Consider the following 19517-nt stretch of genomic DNA (forward strand, 5'->3'; position numbering starts at 1 on the left):
TCAGTCGCGATAACGCTATCCGGCCCTCTCAAGCCAATCGCGACTGAAGTCGCTCCCACAATAAAGCTTTGCGCGGAATTTCAGAGTAGGTTTTACAGCCGGCCGCCTTGATCGGCGGCCAGCAGCTCCGCGGGTAGCGGCAGCACATCGATACCGCGGGCCAGCAGCATGGCCTGGAATCTTTCGCCCATCTGGTCCGGCAGCATGAGTCTCTTCACCTGCTGGGCGAGCCGGTACCGACTGTGCTCGTCAGCAACCTGCGCCTGCGCATGCTCGAAGACGTCCTGCAGCCCGGCGGCAATCAGGAATTGCGCCTGCGGAAGGTAGCCGGCCACACCGAAACCGGCGTGGTTGCCGGCCTCGGCGAGCGCGGTGAAATCGACTGAAGCGGTAAGGTCGTTCAGACCCGGAAGATAAAAGGGATCGTTGTGCGAGCGATGCCGGTAATGCGCCATCAGCGTGCCATCGTCACGCTCGGGCAGGTAGAACTCCCGACGCACATAGCCGTAATCGACGAACAGCAGCAAGCCGGCGCTGAGCGAGCCGGCCACCGCCTGGATCCAGTACGGCAACTGCGGCAGGATTTCCGAACGGTAGCCGTCGGCGAACGTCGCACCCAGGTCGCGCTCGACATGACGCACGGCACCAGCCACCAAGGCGTCGGCCGGACGATCGATCCGCAGCAGATGGCCTTCGCCATCCAGCGCCACGTGCTCTTCATAGACTTCGCCGCCGAGCACGGTGAAGCGCGTGGTCGGTAGCGCATCGATCACCTCGTTCGCAAACAGCACGCCTTGCCAGTCCTGCTCGGGGGGACGATCCAGCCATTGCACGCGGGCGTTGAGCTCGGTGGGGAGATTCATGCGCAACCGTTCGCGCTGACGCTCGCGCAAGTCGGCACTGGGTTCCAGGATCAGGTAACTCCGCGGCAACGTGCCAGCGGCCGCCAGCGCGTTGAGCGCCGCCTCGGCGAATGCGCCGCTGCCGCCGCCCAGCTCCAGGAAGTCCGCTTCGTCGCCGAGCATCGCCAGCACGGGCTGCACCGCGTTCACCACACAACGCGCAAACAATTCGCCCAACTCCGGCGCGGTGATGAAATCGCCGGCCGCGCCAAATTTGGCCTTGCCCGCACTGTAGTAGCCCAGCCCCGGCGCATACAGGCAACGCTCCATGTATTGCGAAAATGGCAACGGACCATGCGAGGCGATCTGCTCGCGCAGCAGCTGTAGCAAGCGGTCAGAATGCGCGCGTTCGTCGGCGCTCGGGTCGGGAAGTCGAGACTGCATGGAGGTTCATCGGTATGACGGCGGTGCAAGGATAGCAATCTTGATGTGGTGGCCCCGCAAAACCGAAGTCTCCGATATAGCGGTCCCGCGGCCCCCTCACCCCAGCCCTCTCCCCAAAAGGGAGAGGGGCCGCGGTCAGAAGTCCTTCTGCAGGCTCAGGAAGAGCCCGCGCCGAGGCCCGAACTGCGGCGCGCCGACGCCTACGCCCGTTCCGCTGCGTAGCTCATAGGTGCGATCCAGCGCGTTGATGACCGCCAATTGCGTATGCAGCTTGCCGAGGTTGTCGAAGTCGAAATCATGCGACACGCTGAGGTTGAGCTGGAAGTAGTCCGGCAAGGCGAGGCCGTTGGGAACCAGTCCGTCCTCGCGCAAACCGCTGCCGAAGAGGTAATCGGCGCCTATCTTGGTGGTATCGGTGATGGCGTAATTGATCCCACCCGACGAGGTCAGCTTCTGATCGTGATCGAGATAGATATAGTTGTCGGCGATGTACGCCAGATCTTCAGGACTGAAGTTGTACTGACTGGTAATCACGTTCTTGCCCACTGCCTTGCTATACGCAAAGTTGAAATAGGCCGTCAGCGGACCCTGGTTGTAGTTCAGGCTGAACTCGGTGCCTTGCACGCGACCCAGTGCGTAGTTGAAGGTGGAATAGATCAGCGCGGTACCGAACTGACCTTCATCCTGCAGACGGTCGACCTGGCGGTAGTACGTGTCCAGCCCCACGGTCCAGGCTGAACCGATGTTCTGCGAAACGCCCACATCGAAGTAGTTGGAACGTTCGGCCAAGGGCGTGTTGTTGCCGTAGTTCTTCACCGCATTGGTGGTGTTGGCGAATGCCTGGATGTCTTCGCTGGAAATCAGTTCGGTTTGCGGCGGCGTGAAGTAGCGCGAATAGCCGGCATGCACAGTGGTGCTGTCGGTTGCCTGCCAGACCACGCCAAGACGTGGGCTTAGCTGGCTCTCTGTACGGAACGCTTCGTATTCATCGCCGCGCAAACCGTAGTTCACCGTCCAGTTTTCACCAATGTTCCACTGATCCTGGACGTAGGCAGCCCAGGTCCTGGCCGTCACATTGGTACCCGTGTAGATATTGAATGGCGTGGTGCCGGCCTGCGTACCGTCCGGGTTTGCCGGGAAAACCAGCGAATTGGTATTCGTGTAAGCCTGATCAAAATCACCATAGATGCCGTAGCGCAGCGTATGGCCGTTACCCCACGGCATCGCGAAATCCGCCTGCAGTGTTGTCGCACGGTCGCCCTGGTTGATCTGCCCGGCAACGCCGTTGAACATCAGGTCGCCGATGTCGTCAGGCAGGTACTGCAGGCTGCTATAGCGCTCGCCCAGCGAGACCTGATAATTCGTATCGCCGAATTTTCCCTGCAGCGCCAAGACGCCGAAGCGCGCCTGCTCGTTCTGCTGCTCGTTCAAGTTGGCGGAGTTGAAGTTGACCGTATCCAGATAGCCGAACTGCGGCGTCTGATCCGGGTTGTTCGGAATCTGGAAGCGGTTATTGGAGAAACCAAACATGAAGCTCAGGCGCGTGTCGTTGTCGATCAGGTAAGTGAGATCGCCAAAGCCCTTCACCTGATTTGTGTGATCGTGGATGGGTGTGCGACTGGCGGTTGGGTTCTCGATGCCGACATCATTCTCAAGATAGTTGGCGGTGAAGAAATAACTCCAGTCGCCACTGCTGCCCCAGAACGAGGCATTCGGATTGAACGTGCCGAACGAGCCGGCGGTAACGCCTACGCTGCCGCCGTTCCCAAGCGCCGTTCCGCTCTTGGTGGTGATGTCCACCACGGCCGCCGTGCGGTCGCCGTACTGCGCGGGCAGCGCACCGTCCAGCAGCTTGACGTTCTGGATCGTCTGCGTATCCAGCGACTGGCCGAAGCCGGCGATCGATTCCGGGATCAACACGCCGTTGATGCGGTATTGCAGATTGGCGTGGTCGCCGCGCACATGCAGCTGACCATACGAATCCTGCACCACACCGGGCGCCTGCAACATCACCTGGTTCAAGGGCGTGGAATCGCCCAGCGGCAAGGCCGCAATGGCCTGCTGGCTGATCACATACTGGCTGCTGCCGGTGTCGGGCGACAAGCCATTGCGCGCCTGGTCCAGCGCTGCGGTGACGCTGATGGCGCCCAGATTCTGTGCCTTGAGACGTTTGTCGCTGCCACTATCTGCCGTGTCATCGCCCGTCGTTGGGGCCGAGGGTGTTGCCGTGGTCGTGACGGGGGCCGTCGGGCCCAGCGGCGCCGTTTCGGTGGCATGGGCAGTAGCTAGTGCAATAGCGAGACAGAGAGCCAGCATGGATCGTTTCATCGGGGGAGTCCGTCAGGAGCAGGGGTAAGGAGGCCGTGTATGTAATGTTATAACATTACTATGCGGTGACCGTCTTCCACCTGCGCCAAAAGTCATGCTCGCCGGCGAGACGTGCCGCGGGCCCTCACCGATGTGGCTCGCGCCACTTGCCTGAACCGCCCCCTCGCGCCGTTGCGTTCGGCTTCACATGGCTTGTCTAGACTGCATGGACGCCTGCGGCATCCACCGCACCAGGCCATGCGTAGCCAACGACGGAGCGATCCCTGCATGACCAAGCAAAGCCAGCAAGTCCCTGCGGTGATCGGGCCGGTCGAACACAACCGGGTCACTCAGGCCATTCTCGATTTCGTCAGCCAGGTGCCGCCAAGCAAGGTAGGCGACAGCAAGGATCCGGCCGCCGAAGCACGACGCCTGGCCAATCGTGCGGCCCAGCGCGCCGCTCTCACCGCCGGCTCGCTGGCGCTGCCACCCGGACCCTTGGGTTGGCTGACCCTGCTGCCGGAGCTGATTGCGATCTGGAAGATCCAAGGCCAGATGGTCAGCGATATCGCGTCGGCCTATGGTCGCGAAGCGAGCCTAGGCCGCGAACAGATGCTGTGGTGTCTGTTCCGGCATACCGCGGCGCAGGCGTTCCGCGATCTGGTCGTGCAGATGGGCGATCGGCTGGTATTTCGTCGCATGTCCTATGCCGTCGCGCAACGTGTGGCGAAGCAGATCGGCGTCAAGCTCACCCAGCGCACCCTCAGCGAAGGCATCTCGCGCTGGCTGCCAGTGATCGGTGCGCTCGGCGTCGGCGCGTATGCGTACTACGACACCGGACAGGTCGCCAGCACCGCGATCGCCTTGTTCAGTGGCGACGTCGTGATGGAAGACGCGGGCGACGAGACCGCCGCGGAAACCGTCAAACCGGCAGCCCGCAAAAAAGCGCCTTCCGTTCGCCGTGCCGTGAATAAGCTGGTCGATCGCGCGGTGACCGGCGCCACCCGCAAGATCGCCAATGCAGCGGCGCGCAAGGCCGCGAGCAAGAAGCCGCGCACCCCGAAAACCAAATGACAGTGCGCAGCGGGTGACGCATCGCAGGCTTTGCGGCAAGCTGTCCGCTGGATTGCCGCAGGAACCGACGCATGAAGCCACGCCATGACCGACCCGTCGCGCTGATCACCGGTGCCGGTCGCCGCGTCGGTGCGGTGATCGCACGCACGCTGCATGCGGCCGGCTACGACCTGGCGTTGCACTATCGTCGATCGGCGGAGGCCGCCCGCGTATTGGCAGACGAACTGGAGCAGCAGCGCGCGGGCAGCACCTTGCTGCTGCAGGCCGAACTGGCCGAGCTGCATACGTTGCCGCCGCTGATCGAGCAGCTTCTGGCGCATTACGGACGGCTCGACGCGCTGGTCAACAACGCATCGACTTTTTATCCCACACCCGTGGGCAGCGCGACGCCGACCCAGTGGAACGAGTTGTTTGCCTCCAACGCGCAGGCTCCGTTCTTCCTTAGCCAGGCGGCGATCCCGGCGTTGCGCGAAGCGCGCGGCGGCATCGTCAATCTGGTGGATATCTATGCCGAGCGGCCGTTGCTGGACCATCCGCTGTACTGCATGGCCAAAGCAGCGCTGGCGGCAATGACGCGCTCGCTGGCGCTGGAACTGGGCCCCGAGATACGCGTCAACGGAGTGGCGCCGGGCGCTGTGCTGTGGCCCAGCGACGGCAAGCCCTACGCCGACCAGCAGTCGATGATGGCGCGCACACCGCTGCAGCGTTCGGGCACGCCGGAAGATGTCGCCGGCGCGGTGCTGTGGCTATTGCGCGACGCGCCGTTTGTCACCGGCCAGATCATCCGCGTCGATGGTGGCCGAACGCTGTCGGTGTAAGGACACCCCTCCTGGGGTGTCCTTCACCAGGGTTACTTCTGCTTGCTGCGGAACGCCTGCTCCAGCAACGCGGAGTCGAAACCCATGCTTGCTTCGCCCGAGTCCGCATAGCGATAAAGCGCTGCCGCGTAGATGCCTTGCAGCGCAGCCTGAATCAGGCCGAGCACGATAAATCCGCACACCGCCACGACCGCCGCCAGCACGACCGCCACGATCGAATGCGTTGCAAACGCAGCACCAAACAGCACAGCGACGACCAACATCGCCAATACCATGACCAGACCAAATACCACGCCGATGCCGCCATTGCCGATCAGGTTCTCGCCCCAGCTGCGCTTCAGCAATTCCACGCTGCCCTTGACCGCATCCACCGGACCCACATCCTCATTGGCCAGGATGGGTACCACCAGAAACGTGGCCACGGTCCAGGCCAGACCAAGGAAGCCGATCACCAACCGGCCGATCAAGCCCAGTCGCTCCTGGACCATTCGCAACACCAGACCCACGGTCGCGGCAATGAGGGCATAGCCCAGGATGTTGGTCAGCTTCGACCGCGCCAGCGCGAAGCCGTACGCCACACTGGTCGGCTCACCGCTCAAATGTGCCAGCGCCACCCCGGTCAGCGCCGTCTGAAAAAAGATGATCACGAAGTACTGCACCAGATAGAACATGAACATCGCCAGGTAGGTACCTGCCGACATGCGCTGATGCATATCCTGTCCGGCATGCACGCTTCCGAATAACGTCATGCCAATCGGTATCAAAAAGCTTGCCGCCACCAACAGCGAACACAGCCCCGACAGCAACGGAAAGATCAACAACGACTTGTCCGAACGCAATACCGTCGCGCTCGCCTGCATCAGTGCCCAGCTACGTGCAAATTTCCCAGCCATGCGTATCCCCCCGCCCTGTGGATTGTGTAGGTGATCTTTGTATCACCCGCCGACAGCGTACGACAGTGCAGCCCGAGGCACCTCTTCGAGTTGCACAGCGCTTGTGGGAGCGACTTCAGTCGCGATGCTTTGGTTTTTCTGTTTGGTTTGCTTGTTTGAAGCTCTTAAACAAGTCAAACAACAGCAGAGCATCGCGACTGAAGTCGCTCCCACAAGAGCTTCGCGCACAGGGTGCACTGGGCAGAAACAGCAGCGACAGGTCAAGCGCAAGAGCGCTGGGCCACTGCCTTCGCAGATAAGGGGTGACGGGGAATGAGTGGTCCCGCGAGCACCCGCCCCTAACCCCGACCCTCTCCCCACAACGGAGAGGGGAAAGAGTGGTCGCGTCTACAAGGTCAACCCGACCATGACTCGGGTAGCAGCGGCTCGCGCTCCGCAGGAAAGGCAGCCCATAACTCAGCCATGCTCAGACCACTCACCGGGTGCCGGAAATCAGGCGCAATGTCGGCGATCGGCCGCAGCACAAATGCGTGCTTGAGTTCCCCGCGCGGAATCTGCAGATGGCCCGCCCCCTGCGTGATCAGCGCGTCGTAAAACACGATGTCCAGATCCAGCGTGCGGTCGGAGTAACGCGGCACATCGCGACGCCGGCCATGGCGATCCTCCAGCGCGTGCAGCCAGTCGTTCAGCGCGGATGGCGACAGATCGGTATCCAGCCCCACGGCCAGATTCACGAAATCCGCACCGGCAAAACCCACCGCCTTGCTGCGGTAACCCGGCGACACCGTGATCTCGCCAAAACGCTCGCGCAAGGCTTCGATCGCCGCGCCCAGATAACGCTGCGGCTCCAGGTTGGAGCCCAGGCTCAGATAGACCCGCGCCATCAGGCCGGCCGAGTGCCGCGTTCGATCCGCACGCCGACCGCCTTCGCGCCACGTACCGCACCGGGTTTGGACAACTTCAGGCGCACCCAGCTGACGCCGAACTCCTCGCGGATGATCGCCGCACAGCGTTCGGCCAGTGTCTCGACCAGGCCGAAGCTTGATTCGCCCACATAGCCGATCAGCCGCTTGGACACGTCTTTGTAGTTGAGCGTGTCAGCAATATTGTCGCTGGCCGCCGGGCGGGTATTGTCGAACGCCATCTCGATATCGAACGAAAGGGTCTGGCGCACGCGGCGCTCCCAGTCATAGATGCCGATGACGGTATCGATGCGCAGATCTTCGATGAAAACAATGTCCATGGGCGTGATCACTGAGGCTGTAGCCGTACAGGGTCGGCGAGCCGGCGCCGGGATGCAAGTCGCCGCGCCACATAGCCACCAAAGCCCTGCGGCGGCCGGCATGCGATCATGTGCGGATGAACGCCTTCAACACGCTCCCACTCAAACCCGCCCTGCTCGCCAGCCTCGAAACGCTCGGCTACACCGAAATGACCCCGGTACAGACGCAGAGCCTGCCGCCGATGCTGGCCGGGCGTGACGTGATCGCGCAAGCGCAGACCGGCAGCGGCAAGACCGCCGCGTTCGGGCTGAGCCTGCTGCAAACACTCGACTCCGACACGATTCGACTGCAGGCCCTGGTGCTGTGCCCGACTCGCGAACTGGCGGACCAGGTCAGCAAGGCGATCCGCAAGCTGGCGGCGAACATTCCGAACGTGAAGCTGCTGACGCTGTGCGGCGGCATGCCGCTGGGCCCGCAGCTCGCATCGCTGACCCACGACCCACACATCGTCATCGGTACGCCGGGGCGGGTGCAGGAACACCTCAAGCGCGGCAGCTTGCACGGCGGCGGCATCAAGGTGCTGGTGCTGGACGAGGCGGACCGCATGCTCGACATGGGTTTCAGCGAAGCGATCGACGACATCGTGGGACGCATCGCCAAGCATCACCAGACGCTTCTGTTCTCGGCGACGTATCCGCAGGAGATCCGCGCGGTGAGTCAGCGCATGCAGCGTGACCCGGTCGAAGTGACGGTGGATGCGCCCGTCGATGAGCGGCCGGCGATCGAGCAACGCTTCCACGAAGTGGAGCCCGCGCAGAAGATGGATGCATTGGCGCAGCTGCTGAGCGGCGACCGCGCGGAACATGCGCTGGTGTTCTGCAACATGCGCCGTGAGGTGGATGCGGTCGCACAGGAGCTCGACCGTCGCGGTTTCTCCGCGCTGGCCTTGCACGGCGACATGGAACAGCGCGACCGCGACGAAGTGCTGGTGCGCTTTGCCAATCACAGCTGCGCCGTGCTGGTCGCCACCGACGTCGCCGCGCGCGGACTGGACATTGCCGCGTTGCCGCTGGTGGTGAGCTATGACATACCGCACGATCCGGAAACCCATACGCACCGCATCGGCCGCACCGGTCGCGCCGGACAGTCCGGGTTGGCGATCACGCTGTGCACGTCACGCGAACGACCGAAGGCCAGCAACATCGAAGAGCTGTCCGGCAGTCCGCTGCCGTGGCGTCCATTGAAGATCGCGGCGACGCGAGGCAAGACGCTGCATCTGGCGCCGATGAAAACACTGGTGATCGATGCCGGCCGCCAGGACAAACTGCGCCCCGGCGATATTCTCGGCGCACTGACCGGCGATGCCGGATTGAACGCAACCGACATCGGCAAGATCGATGTATTCGCTACCCGCGCCTACGTGGCGATCAGCCGCGCGCTGGCGAACAAGGCGCTGGAGCGGCTGCGTGCCGGCAAGATCAAAGGCCGCAACTTCCGTGTACGGCCGCTTGGCTGATAACGTGCGTGGCCAGCGACTCCCACGCACGACCGCTCTCCTACGCAAGGAGCTGACCCGATGATCCGATCGCCCGGCCTGACCCAGACCCTCGCCCTCGCCATGTTGCTCGGCACTACCGCTGCACAGGCGGCGGTACCTGTCTACGGCTACAAGGTGGTGAACGTCTATCCACACGACACCGGCGCCTACACCGAGGGCCTGTTCTACAAGGACGGCTATCTCTACGAGAGCACTGGCCAGGAAGGCCAATCGACCGTGCGCAAAGTGGAACTGCAAACTGGCGAAGTGGTGCAGCGCTACAACGTGCCAGCGCAGTATTTCGGCGAAGGCATCGTGGACTGGAAGAACGAACTGGTGCAGCTCACGTGGCAGGACCAGACTGGTTTTGTCTATGACCTGGCCAGTTTCAAGCTGCAGCACACCTTCAATTATCCGGGCGAAGGCTGGGCATTGACCCGCGACGATCACCATCTGTACATGAGCGATGGTTCGTCCGTGCTCCGCATTCTCGATCCGAATTCGCTGGCCACAACCAGCAGCATCATGGTGACGGCCGACGGCGTACCGGTGACAAATCTCAACGAGCTGGAATGGGTAAAGGGCGAGATCTACGCGAACATCTGGCTGACCAACCGCATCGCCAGGATCGATCCAGCCACCGGTCACGTCGTGGCCTGGATCGACCTCAGCGGCCTGCTCGACGTCAACAAGCTGCCCGACCCCGGCAACGATGTGCTCAACGGGATCGCTTACGATGCGGCGCACGACCGGTTGTTTGTCACCGGCAAGTGCTGGCCGAAGCTGTTTGAAATCAAGCTGGTTCCGCGACCCATGCCTTGAGGCACATGCTCCCGCAGCCTGTTCGTGTTCTTTATGCGCACCCCCCGACGGACAGCGCGACAGACCGTCATGTCAACCGAATGCGCCGGCGGCACGTTGAAAACATTCTGCCGGTCTTGATTGTTGACGCTCCTGCTGCTGTCCGGGACGACGCCGTTTTGACAAACGAAAGTGCTTAAGTACGAGGAATGAACCCGTGGGAGATGTTTTATGAGTGCCGACACCTCGAAAGCCACCGGATTCTTTCACGAGCGACGTGGCTGGCTGATTGGCGGGGTCGTTGTCATCGCGGTGATCGTCCTGGTTGTGATCCATCTCCTCAATGCCGAAAAGGTCAAACCCGGCACGCCCGCGCAAGTGGTCAGCGCGGCCAAGGCGACTCTGGGCAACATGCCTGAAACCTTGAACGAACTGGGCACGGTAACTCCGATCAATACGGTCAACGTGCTGCCGCAGTTGAGCGGGTACCTGACGTCAGTGGGCTATCAGGAAGGCCAGGACGTGACCAAGGGACAGTTCCTCGCCCAGATCGACCCACGCCAGTACGAGATCGACAAGCAGCAGGCGCAAGCCCAATTGGCCAAGGATCAGGCGAGCCTGGGCCAGGCCCGCGCCGACCTCGCTCGCTTCACGCAATTGCATGAGCAGAAGTCGATTGCCGAGCAGACCTTTGTCGATCAGCAATTCACCGTCAAGCAGGACGAGGCTGCGGTGCAGGCCGACCAGGCGAATATCGCGCAGTTCGATCTCGATCTTGCGTATTGCCATATCACCGCGCCGATCGCCGGTCGGGTCGGCTTGCGCCTGGTCGATCCAGGCAATTTCGTCACCCAGTCGTCGTCACCGGGCATCGTGACGATCACCACCATGAAGCCGACCACCGTGCAGTTCACGGTGCCGCAGAACTCGTTGAGCAAGGTACTGCAGCGCTTCACTGCCAGCGGCAAGCTGGCGGTCACTGTCTATAACAGCGACAACAGCAAGCAGCTCGGCACCGGCGCGCTGTACGCACTGAGCAATCAGATGGCCACGGGCACCGGCACGGTGACCTTGCGTGCGACGTTCCCGAACGACGACGAGGCCTTGTATCCGAATGAGTTCGTCAACGTGCAGCTGCTGGTCGACACCTTGCAGCGCGCGGTGCTGGTGCCGACGCCAGCGGTGCAGAGCGGCGCGCCCGGTGACTACGTCTATCTGGTCAACGCCGACCAGTCCGTCTCCGTGCACAAGGTGACCCAGGGCCCCAGCGACGGCAAGAACACGGTCATCCTGTCGGGGCTCGCCGCCGGCCAGACGGTGGTTACCGACGGCATGGACCGTTTGAGCGACGGTGCCAAGATCAAGATCGCCGGGCCGAAGTCGGCAAGGCCCGCGGCGGCAGGCCGCGCCCCGGCGCCCGCCACGTCGTCGGCAAGCGCACAGCAGCGGGGCGAGCAGCGGGTACCAGGCACCGCCATCGCCTCACACATCTCGTAAGCGGCAGGCACGCAATCCGATGAATATTTCGCGCCTGTTCGTACTCAGGCCGGTGGCCACAGCGCTGTTGATGATCGCGCTTGTGCTGGTCGGCCTCGTCGCCGTGCGCTTCCTGCCGGTGTCGTCGCTGCCCGCCGTCGACTACCCGACGATCCAGGTGCAAACGTTCTATCCGGGCGCCAGCCCCAGCGTGATGGCGACCACGGTGACCGCGCCGCTGGAAGTGCAGCTGGGCGAGATCCCCGGCCTGCAGCAGATGACCTCCAATAGTTCTGCCGGGGCGTCGATCATCACCCTGCAGTTCGATCTTTCGCTCAACCTCGACATTGCCGAACAGAACGTCCAGGAAGCGATCAACGCAGCGAACAGCCTGTTGCCGGCTGGCCTGCCGGCGCCACCGACGTATGCCAAGGTTAACCCCGCCGACCAGCCCATCCTGACCCTGGCGGTAACTTCCAACTCGATGTCGCTGCCGCAGTTGCAGGACGTCGCGAACAATCGATTGGGCGCGAAGATTTCCGAGGTGTCGGGCGTCGGCCTGGTGACACCCGCCGGCGGCAACGTGCCGGCCGTGCGCGTCGAAGCGGATCCACAGAAACTGGCCGCGTACGGGCTCAATATTGACGATCTGCGTTCGTTGATCGCCAACGTCAACGTGAGTCAGCCGAAGGGCAACTTCGACGGTCCGAAGCTGGACTACACGATCAACGGCAACGATCAGATCCAGGATCCCAAGGACTATCTGGACACGGTGATTTCCTACCAGAACGGCGCGCCGGTGTACCTGCGCGACGTCGCCCGGGTCACCCAGTCCGCACAGAACACCGAGCAAGGTGCGTGGTTCAACAAGACCCAGGCAATTGTGCTGAACGTGCAGCGTCAGCCGGGCGCGAACGTGATCGCCACGGTCGACCAGATCAAGAAAGTACTGCCGCAGCTGGAGTCCACCCTGCCGGCGGGCATGAAGGTCGAGATCGTTTCCGACAGCACCGGCGTGATTCGTTCGTCGGTATCCGATGCCGCGTTCGAGCTGGTGCTCGCGGTGGTGCTGGTGGTGCTGGTGATCTTCGTGTTCCTGCGCAACGTGCCGGCAACCATCATCCCGAGCATTTCCGTACCGGTCTCTTTGATCGGCACGCTGGCGATGATGTACGAGCTGAACTACTCGATCGACAATCTCTCGTTGATGGCGCTGATCATCGCCACCGGCTTCGTCGTCGACGACTCGATCGTGATGATCGAGAACATCGTGCGCTATCTGGAGGAAGGCAGGACGCCGCTCGAAGCGGCACTCGAAGGCGCGGGGCAGATCGGCTTCACCATCCTCTCGCTGACCGTCTCGCTGATCGCGGTGCTGATCCCGTTGCTGTTCATGGGCGGTGTGATCGGTCGCTTGTTCAGCGAATTCGCGGTCACCCTTGCGGTCACGATCGTGCTGTCAGGCATCGTCTCGCTGACCCTGGTGCCGATGCTGTGCGCGCGCATTCTCAAGGCCCAGAAGGAGCGTCATCCCAGTCGTTTCGAACGGATCAGCGAAGGTCTGTTCAACAAAACCCTGGGGGCCTACGAGCGCGGACTGCGGTTCGTGATGGCGCGGCAGACGCTGACCCTGATCGTCTTCCTGGCGACCATGGTACTGACCGTGATCCTGTACATCACGATCCCCAAGGGCCTGTTCCCGGTGCAGGACGTGGGCGTGATCCAGGGCATCAGCATCGCCGACAACTCGGTCTCGTACACGGCGATGGTGGAACGTCAGACGGCGCTGGCGGAAGCCATCCTCAAGGATGCCGATGTCACCGGACTCACCTCGTATGTCGGTATCGATGGCACCAATACGACGCTCAACACCGGCCGTTTCCTGATCAACCTGAAAGCGCGCGACGATCGTTCGGCGACTGCAGCCGTCATCGCCCGGCGCATACAGGGCGAGGTGGCGAACATATCCGGCATCAGGCTTTACGCGCAGCCCGAGCAGGACCTGACCCTCGATACCACCATCTCGCCAAACCAGTACCAGTTCGTGCTGCGGGGACCGAACCAGCAGGCCTTCATGCAATATGTGCCCGACCTGATCGCGCGCATGAAGAAGATTACGTCGATTACCGATGTCACCAGCGATCTGAACAACGACGGCCTGAGCGTCAATGTCGAGGTCAATCGTCAGCTGGCCGCGCGCTATGGCATTACCGCGGCGACGATCGACAACGCGCTCTACGACGCGTTGGGGCAGCGCATCGTGTCGACCATCTTCGATCAGTCCAGCCAGTACCGCGTGATCCTTGTCGCCAAGCCCGAAAGCCTGCCGACGCTGCAATCGCTGGGTGAGTTGTACTTGCCCAGTCAAACCAGCAGCAGCGGCCAGGTGCCGCTGAGCGCCATCGCCCAGATCCAGGTCACCAAGTCACCGCTGGTGATCAGTCATCTGGCGCAATTCCCCGCAGTCACCATCTCGTTCAACCTGGCCAGTGACGCGTCGCTTAGCAAGGCAGTGAAGGAAGTCAATCAGGCCGAGCAGGCGGTGCATCTGCCGCCCTCGATCACGTCCTCGTTCCAGGGTGCCGCCCAGGCGTTCCAGGACTCGCTGTCCAGCGAGGTGTGGCTGCTGATCGCAGCACTGGTCGCCGTCTACATCGTGCTCGGCGTGCTGTACGAAAGCTTCATCCATCCAGTGACGATTCTCTCGACGCTGCCTTCGGCCGGCATCGGCGCGTTGCTGGCGTTGATGATCGCCGGCAGCGATCTGGACGTGATCGGCATCATCGGCATCGTGCTGTTGATCGGCATCGTGAAGAAGAACGCGATCATGATCGTGGATTTCGCACTCGTCGCCGAGCGCGAGCATGGCAAGTCGCCGGAGGATGCGATCTTCGAAGCCTCGCTGCTACGCTTCCGGCCGATCCTGATGACAACGCTGGCGGCGATGCTTGGCGCATTGCCGATGTTGCTGGGCACGGGCACCGGATCGGAGTTGCGCCGGCCGCTCGGCCTGGCGATCATCGGCGGTCTGGCCCTGAGCCAGATGCTGACGCTGTTCACCACACCGGTGATCTATCTCTACTTTGATCGCCTGGCGCAGCGCTTCCAGCCCAAGGCGCCCCAGCCATCCGATGGTCCGACTGACGAGCCGGCGCCCGAGCACACGCCGTGAGCATCCCCGGGCTATTCATCAAGCGACCGGTGGCGACCACCCTGTTGGCGGTCGCCATCCTGCTGTCCGGTATGCTGGCGTACACCAAGCTGCCGGTCGCACCGCTGCCGAACATCACGTTTCCGGTCATCGTCGTACAGGCAAGCATGGCGGGCGCCAGCCCGGACATCATGGCGTCAACCGTGGCCGCGCCACTTGAGCGGCGTCTGGGCACGATCGCCGACGTGAGCGAACTGACTTCGACGAGTTCCGTCGGCTCGGCGTCGATCGTCATCCAGTTCGGTCTCAGTCGGGACATCAATGGCGCTGCGCGCGACGTCCAGGCCGCCATCCAGGCAGCACGCGCCGATCTGCCGAGCACGTTGCGCAACAATCCCACGTATCGCGAGTACAACCCCTCCGACTCGCCGATCATGGTGCTGGCGCTCACGTCGAATACGCTGACCCGGGCGCAGCTCTACGACTCCGCCGACTCGGTGATCCAGCAGCAACTGTCGCAAGTGGATGGCGTAGGCCAGATCACGTTGGGCGGTAGCGCGTTGCCGTCGGTGCGTGTCGAACTGGAGCCCGATCAGCTCAACAGCTACGGCATCGGCCTGGAAGATGTGCGTGCCGCGATCAGCTCCGCGAACGCGAACAGCGCCAAGGGTCATATCGACCAGGGCGACCAGCGCTTCGAGGTCACATCCAACGACCAGATCAACAAGGCCGCGCCGTACCGCGACCTGGTCGTGGCCTATCGCAACAACGCTCCGGTGCTGCTGCGCGATGTGGCCGATGTGCAGGACTCCGCCGAAAATATCCGCAACATGGGGCTCTACAACGGCAAGGCCGCGGTGCTGGTGATCGTCTACCCGTTGCCCGGCGGCAATATCGTCAACACCGTCGCGCAGATCCGCAAAGTGTTGCCGTCGATCGAAGCCACTCTGCCACACGATGTTCATGTCGGCATCGCCGTGGATCGATCGCAATCGGTGAACGCCGCGGTGAACGACACCGAGCGCACCTTGTTCATTGCCGTGCTGCTGGTCATCGGCGTGGTCTTCATTTTTCTGCAGTCGCCGCGCGCGATTCTGGTGCCGGCGGTCGCGCTACCGCTGTCGATCGTCGGCACCTTCGGACCGATGTACCTGCTCGGTTACAGCATCGACAATCTTTCGCTGATGGCGCTTACCATCGGTACCGGATTCGTGGTCGACGACGCGGTGGTGGTGCTGGAAAACATCGTGCGCCATGTCGAATCGGGCATGGATGTGCGCGAGGCGGCTTTGGTCGGTAGCGCCGAGGTCAGCTTCACCGTGATCTCGATGAGCCTGTCATTGATCGCGGTGTTCCTGCCGATCCTGTTGATGCCGGGCATCGTCGGCCTGCTGTTCCACGAATTCGCAGTGACGCTCTCCATCGCGATCCTGCTGTCGCTGGTGATTTCGCTCACGGTGACGCCGACCATGGCGGCGTATGTACTCAACCGCAAGACGCTGCACTCCAAGGCCCGTTGGGCACTCTGGTACGAACGGCAGTTCGAGCGCTTCAAGAATGCATACGCGCGTTCGCTGACGATCGTGCTCGATCACGCGCTGCTGGTCGGGTTGACCCTGCTCGGCCTGATCGTGCTCAACGTGTTCCTGATCAAGCTGGTGCCCTCGACGTTCTTTCCGGAACAGGACAACGGCATCTTGACCGGGCAGATCATTGCCGATCAAAGCATCTCGTTCCAGGCGATGGAACAGAAGCTCGCTCAGTTGCAGGCGATCGTGCAGAAGGATCCGGCCGTCGAATCGGTGGCAGGCTTCACCGGTGGCCGCGCGCTGAATACGGCCAACGTGTTTATCGAACTCAAGCCGCTGGCACAACGCAAACTCACTGCATCGCAGGTGGTCGATCGTCTGCGCCCCAAACTCAACGGGGTTTCCGGCGCGAAATTATTCCTGCAGGCCGCACAGGATCTGCATATTGGCGGGCGGCAGTCGGCTGCTGAATATCAGTACACGCTGACCAGCGATGATCCCAACGCGCTGTTCACCTGGGTGCCCAAGCTGGTGGCAGCGCTGACCAAGGAGCGCGGCCAGGTAACGGACGTGAACTCGGACCTGCAGCAGAACGGCCTGCAGATCTACATCAACATGGATCGCGCCACGTCCGCACGCTACGGCTTCGCGCCCAACCAGCTCGACAGCGTGCTTTACGACGCGTTCGGACAACGCACCGTGTCGACCGTCTACAACCAGCTCAATCAGTACTTCGTGGTGATGGAGGTCGCGCCGAAGTATTGGCAGTATCCGCAGATGCTCGACCGCATGCGTTTCAGTACCGCGGCCGGCAACGCGAGCGGAACCCAGCAGACGCAGGTATCCAGCGCCCTCGTGAAGCCGGTCACGCCGGTCTCGGCAATCAGCATGGCTCAGGCCGCATCCACCACCAATTCGCGCAACGCGAATGCCGAGGCCAACCAGCTTACCAATGCCATCTCCAATGCCCGCGGCGGCAGCTCCAGCGGCAGCGCGGACAGCACGGCGAGCGAGACCATGGTGCCGTTTCCGTCACTGGCCGGGTATGTCAGCAACCACACGGCAACCCAGGTCAGTCATCAGGGCGGCCTCGTTGCGGCCACGATTTCCTTCAACCTGCCGCCCGGCGGCTCGCTGAGCAAGGCGACGATCGCTATCGATCAGGCATCGCGACAACTGGGCCTGCCGGCTTCCATCCACGGAAGCTTCGCCGGTGCCGCGCAGGTCTATGCGCAGTCTATGTCGACCATGCCGCTGCTGATTCTCGCGGCACTTGCGGCCGTCTATATCGTGCTTGGCATCCTGTACGAAAACACCGTGCATCCGATCACCATTCTTTCCACGCTGCCATCGGCGGGCATTGGCGCCACGCTGGCGTTGCTGATCTTCGGCACGCCGTTCTCGGTGATCGCGATGATCGGCATCATCCTGCTGATCGGCATCGTCAAGAAGAACGCGATCATGATGATCGACGTCGCCATCCATCTGCAACGCGACGAAGGTTATGAGCCGCAACGGGCGATCCACGACGCGGCCGTTATACGTCTTCGGCCGATCATGATGACCACCGCCGCCGCTGTACTCGGGGCCGTGCCGTTGGCAATCGGCATCGGTCAGGGCGCGTCGCTACGCCAGCCGCTCGGCATCACCGTGATGGGCGGGCTCATATTCAGCCAGGTCTTCACGCTCTATACGACGCCAGTGATCTACCTCTATCTCGACCGCCTGCGCGCAAGACTCGCCCGGTGGTCCGCCACGCTGCCGTGGAACACTCAGTCGGACGCAAGCGCATGAACATGAACATCCCTCGCAAGACGTTGGCCGCCTCGTTGGCGCTGCTGCTCGGCGGCTGCATGGTCGGGCCTGACTACCATCGCCCCCAGGTAACGGCACCGGTGCAGTACAAGGAACTGCCGGGCTGGACGGTGGCCACGCCGGCGGCTGCCACGCCAACCGCCGATTGGTGGGCCGGGTTCAATGACCCCCTGCTCAACCAGCTCGAGCCGATGGTGTCGGTCTCCAACCAGACTGTGCGCCAGGACTATGCGAACTATCAGGAGGCACTGGCCGAGGTGCAGGAGGCACGCAGCGCGCTGTTTCCCACGATCGGCGTCACTGGCTCGGCAACCAAATCGCGCAGCGCCGGCGGCAATCTTGGCAACAGCGCGGTGAGCGCTCACCCGATAAGCACCGCCGGCTCCCTCGAAGGCAATGTCAGCTGGGCACCCGACCTGTGGGGCAAGGTCCGCCGTACCGTCGAAGAGAACAAGGCGACTGCACAGGCCAGCGAGGCAACCCTGGCCAACGCCACGCTGTCCGAACAAGTTGCCCTGGCGACCGCCCTCATCGATCTGCGGGTGACCGACGCAAACATCGACCTGCTGCAGAAAACTGTGGATGCCTACACGGAATATCTGCGCGTGGTCGGCAACCAGGGTAAGGCCGGCACGGTGGCTCCGTCAGACGTCATTGGTGCGCGGACTCAGCTGGAGAACGCCCAGGCCAACCTGATCGCACTCGGCATTGCCCGCGCGAAAGACGCCCACGCGATCGCTGTACTGGTCGGCAAGAACCCAGAAGAACTCGATATTCCACACAGTACGGCGCTGCCGACGCTGCCAACGGTTCCGGTGGGTGTGCCCTCGACTTTGCTGCAGCGTCGTCCGGATATCGCCGTTGCCGAGCGCCAGATGGCTGCGCAGAACGCCGCGATCGGCGTCGCCGTAGCGGCCTATTATCCGAATTTTTCGCTGTCGGCCGCAGATGGCTTTTCGCAGTCGCCGCTGGCCGGCTTGCTGCATATCGCCAACCATGTGTGGTCGCTGGGTGCCGACGTGAGCGAAACCGTGTTCGATGGCGGCGAACGCCACGCCCAGGTTGCCGCCGCCAGAGCGGCCTACGAGGCCACGGTGGCGAACTATCGCGGCACCGTGCTGACCGCATTCCAGAATGTGGAAGACGACCTTTCCGGCCTGCGCATTCTCGCCCAGCAGGGCGCGGTGCTGGACTCCGCCGTACAGGACGCCACGCGTGGTGCGCAGATTGCGTTCAACGAATATCAGGCCGGCACCGTCGACTACACCACCGCGGCCGTTGCGCAGGCGACGCAGCTGAGCACGCAGGAAAGCGCGCTGAATGTGCAGCAGCAACGACTGCTCGATACGGTGTCATTGATCGGCGATCTGGGCGGTGACTGGTCGGCCAGCGAACTTGTCGATCCGCAGAAGGCCACTGTCAAACGGTGAGCGCGGCGCAAGACCCCGTTCTTCCCGGATCGAGTCCGGGGCGGGCTCTGGGCGTAGCGAAGTCGAAGGGCGTTCGTGAAACTACCGCGAGCCCACAAACAGAGTACCCCGGATAATCGTTAACCAGCTCGTCATCCCTGCGAAGGCAGGGATCCAGCAGCTGTAATTTCTGGAGAG

General features: G+C 62.6%; 13 protein-coding genes. 8 read left to right on the forward strand and 5 right to left on the reverse strand.

Going from position 1 to position 19517, the window contains the following annotated elements; translation table 11 throughout:
• Positions 1-92: 92 nt before the first annotated feature.
• Both HDE77_RS18185 and HDE77_RS18190 read right to left on the reverse strand, forming a co-directional pair.
• Complete coding sequence (locus HDE77_RS18185; RefSeq protein ID WP_184419333.1) at positions 93-1286, reverse strand: SAM-dependent methyltransferase; 1194 nt, start codon at positions 1284-1286, stop codon at positions 93-95.
• A 135-nt stretch (positions 1287-1421) separates the two neighbouring features.
• Positions 1422-3614 (reverse strand): TonB-dependent receptor, encoded by a 2193-nt coding sequence (locus HDE77_RS18190; protein WP_184419334.1) that lies wholly within the window; start codon positions 3612-3614, stop codon positions 1422-1424.
• A gap of 267 nt (positions 3615-3881) precedes the next feature.
• Between HDE77_RS18190 and HDE77_RS18195 the strand changes: the two genes are divergently transcribed.
• Together HDE77_RS18195 and HDE77_RS18200 are read left to right on the forward strand one after the other, a co-directional pair.
• Entirely contained in the window at positions 3882-4667 is a 786-nt protein-coding gene (locus tag HDE77_RS18195; protein WP_184419335.1) for a hypothetical protein, read from the forward strand.
• 71 nt (positions 4668-4738) lie between these two features.
• Positions 4739-5485 carry a pteridine reductase gene (locus HDE77_RS18200; protein ID WP_184419336.1) on the forward strand — a complete coding sequence of 249 codons (747 nt, stop codon included), beginning with the start codon at positions 4739-4741 and terminating at the stop codon, positions 5483-5485.
• A gap of 32 nt (positions 5486-5517) precedes the next feature.
• Here the strand turns inward: HDE77_RS18200 and HDE77_RS18205 are convergent, their stop codons facing one another.
• The 3 genes from HDE77_RS18205 to folB form a co-directional block, all read right to left on the reverse strand.
• Positions 5518-6378 (reverse strand): DUF6159 family protein, encoded by an 861-nt coding sequence (locus HDE77_RS18205; RefSeq protein WP_184419337.1) that lies wholly within the window; start codon positions 6376-6378, stop codon positions 5518-5520.
• Between the two features lie 395 nt (positions 6379-6773).
• The gene (folK, locus tag HDE77_RS18210) at positions 6774-7262 is read right to left on the reverse strand and encodes a 2-amino-4-hydroxy-6-hydroxymethyldihydropteridine diphosphokinase (RefSeq protein ID WP_184419338.1); all 489 of its coding nucleotides are present in this window, start codon (positions 7260-7262) and stop codon (positions 6774-6776) included.
• Complete coding sequence (gene folB / locus HDE77_RS18215) at positions 7262-7621, reverse strand: dihydroneopterin aldolase (RefSeq protein ID WP_184419339.1); 360 nt, start codon at positions 7619-7621, stop codon at positions 7262-7264. The genes folK and folB overlap by 1 nt, the downstream gene beginning before the upstream one ends.
• Before the next feature lie 116 nt (positions 7622-7737).
• Here folB and dbpA point away from each other — a divergent pair, with 116 nt between their 5' ends.
• The 6 genes from dbpA to HDE77_RS18245 all read left to right on the forward strand — a co-directional run bounded on the left by dbpA (position 7738) and on the right by HDE77_RS18245 (position 19340).
• Positions 7738-9117 carry an ATP-dependent RNA helicase DbpA gene (dbpA, locus tag HDE77_RS18220; RefSeq protein WP_184419340.1) on the forward strand — a complete coding sequence of 460 codons (1380 nt, stop codon included), beginning with the start codon at positions 7738-7740 and terminating at the stop codon, positions 9115-9117.
• Positions 9118-9219: 102 nt separating this feature from the next.
• The gene (locus tag HDE77_RS18225) at positions 9220-9960 is read left to right on the forward strand and encodes a glutaminyl-peptide cyclotransferase (RefSeq protein ID WP_255482803.1); all 741 of its coding nucleotides are present in this window, start codon (positions 9220-9222) and stop codon (positions 9958-9960) included.
• Between the two features lie 210 nt (positions 9961-10170).
• Complete coding sequence (locus tag HDE77_RS18230; protein ID WP_184419342.1) at positions 10171-11436, forward strand: efflux RND transporter periplasmic adaptor subunit; 1266 nt, start codon at positions 10171-10173, stop codon at positions 11434-11436.
• 19 nt (positions 11437-11455) lie between these two features.
• Positions 11456-14587 carry an efflux RND transporter permease subunit gene (locus tag HDE77_RS18235; protein WP_184419343.1) on the forward strand — a complete coding sequence of 1044 codons (3132 nt, stop codon included), beginning with the start codon at positions 11456-11458 and terminating at the stop codon, positions 14585-14587.
• A complete protein-coding gene (locus HDE77_RS18240; protein WP_184419344.1) occupies positions 14584-17889 on the forward strand; it encodes an efflux RND transporter permease subunit in 3306 nt (1101 codons plus the stop codon). Before HDE77_RS18235 ends, HDE77_RS18240 begins: the two co-directional genes overlap by 4 nt.
• Positions 17886-19340, forward strand: a complete 1455-nt coding sequence (locus HDE77_RS18245) for an efflux transporter outer membrane subunit (protein ID WP_184419345.1) — start codon at positions 17886-17888, stop codon at positions 19338-19340. The genes HDE77_RS18240 and HDE77_RS18245 overlap by 4 nt, the downstream gene beginning before the upstream one ends.
• The last annotated feature ends 177 nt before the right edge of the window (positions 19341-19517 follow it).

Origin of the sequence: Rhodanobacter sp. MP7CTX1, from assembly GCF_014205795.1 — a bacterium.
Lineage (GTDB): Bacteria > Pseudomonadota > Gammaproteobacteria > Xanthomonadales > Rhodanobacteraceae > Rhodanobacter.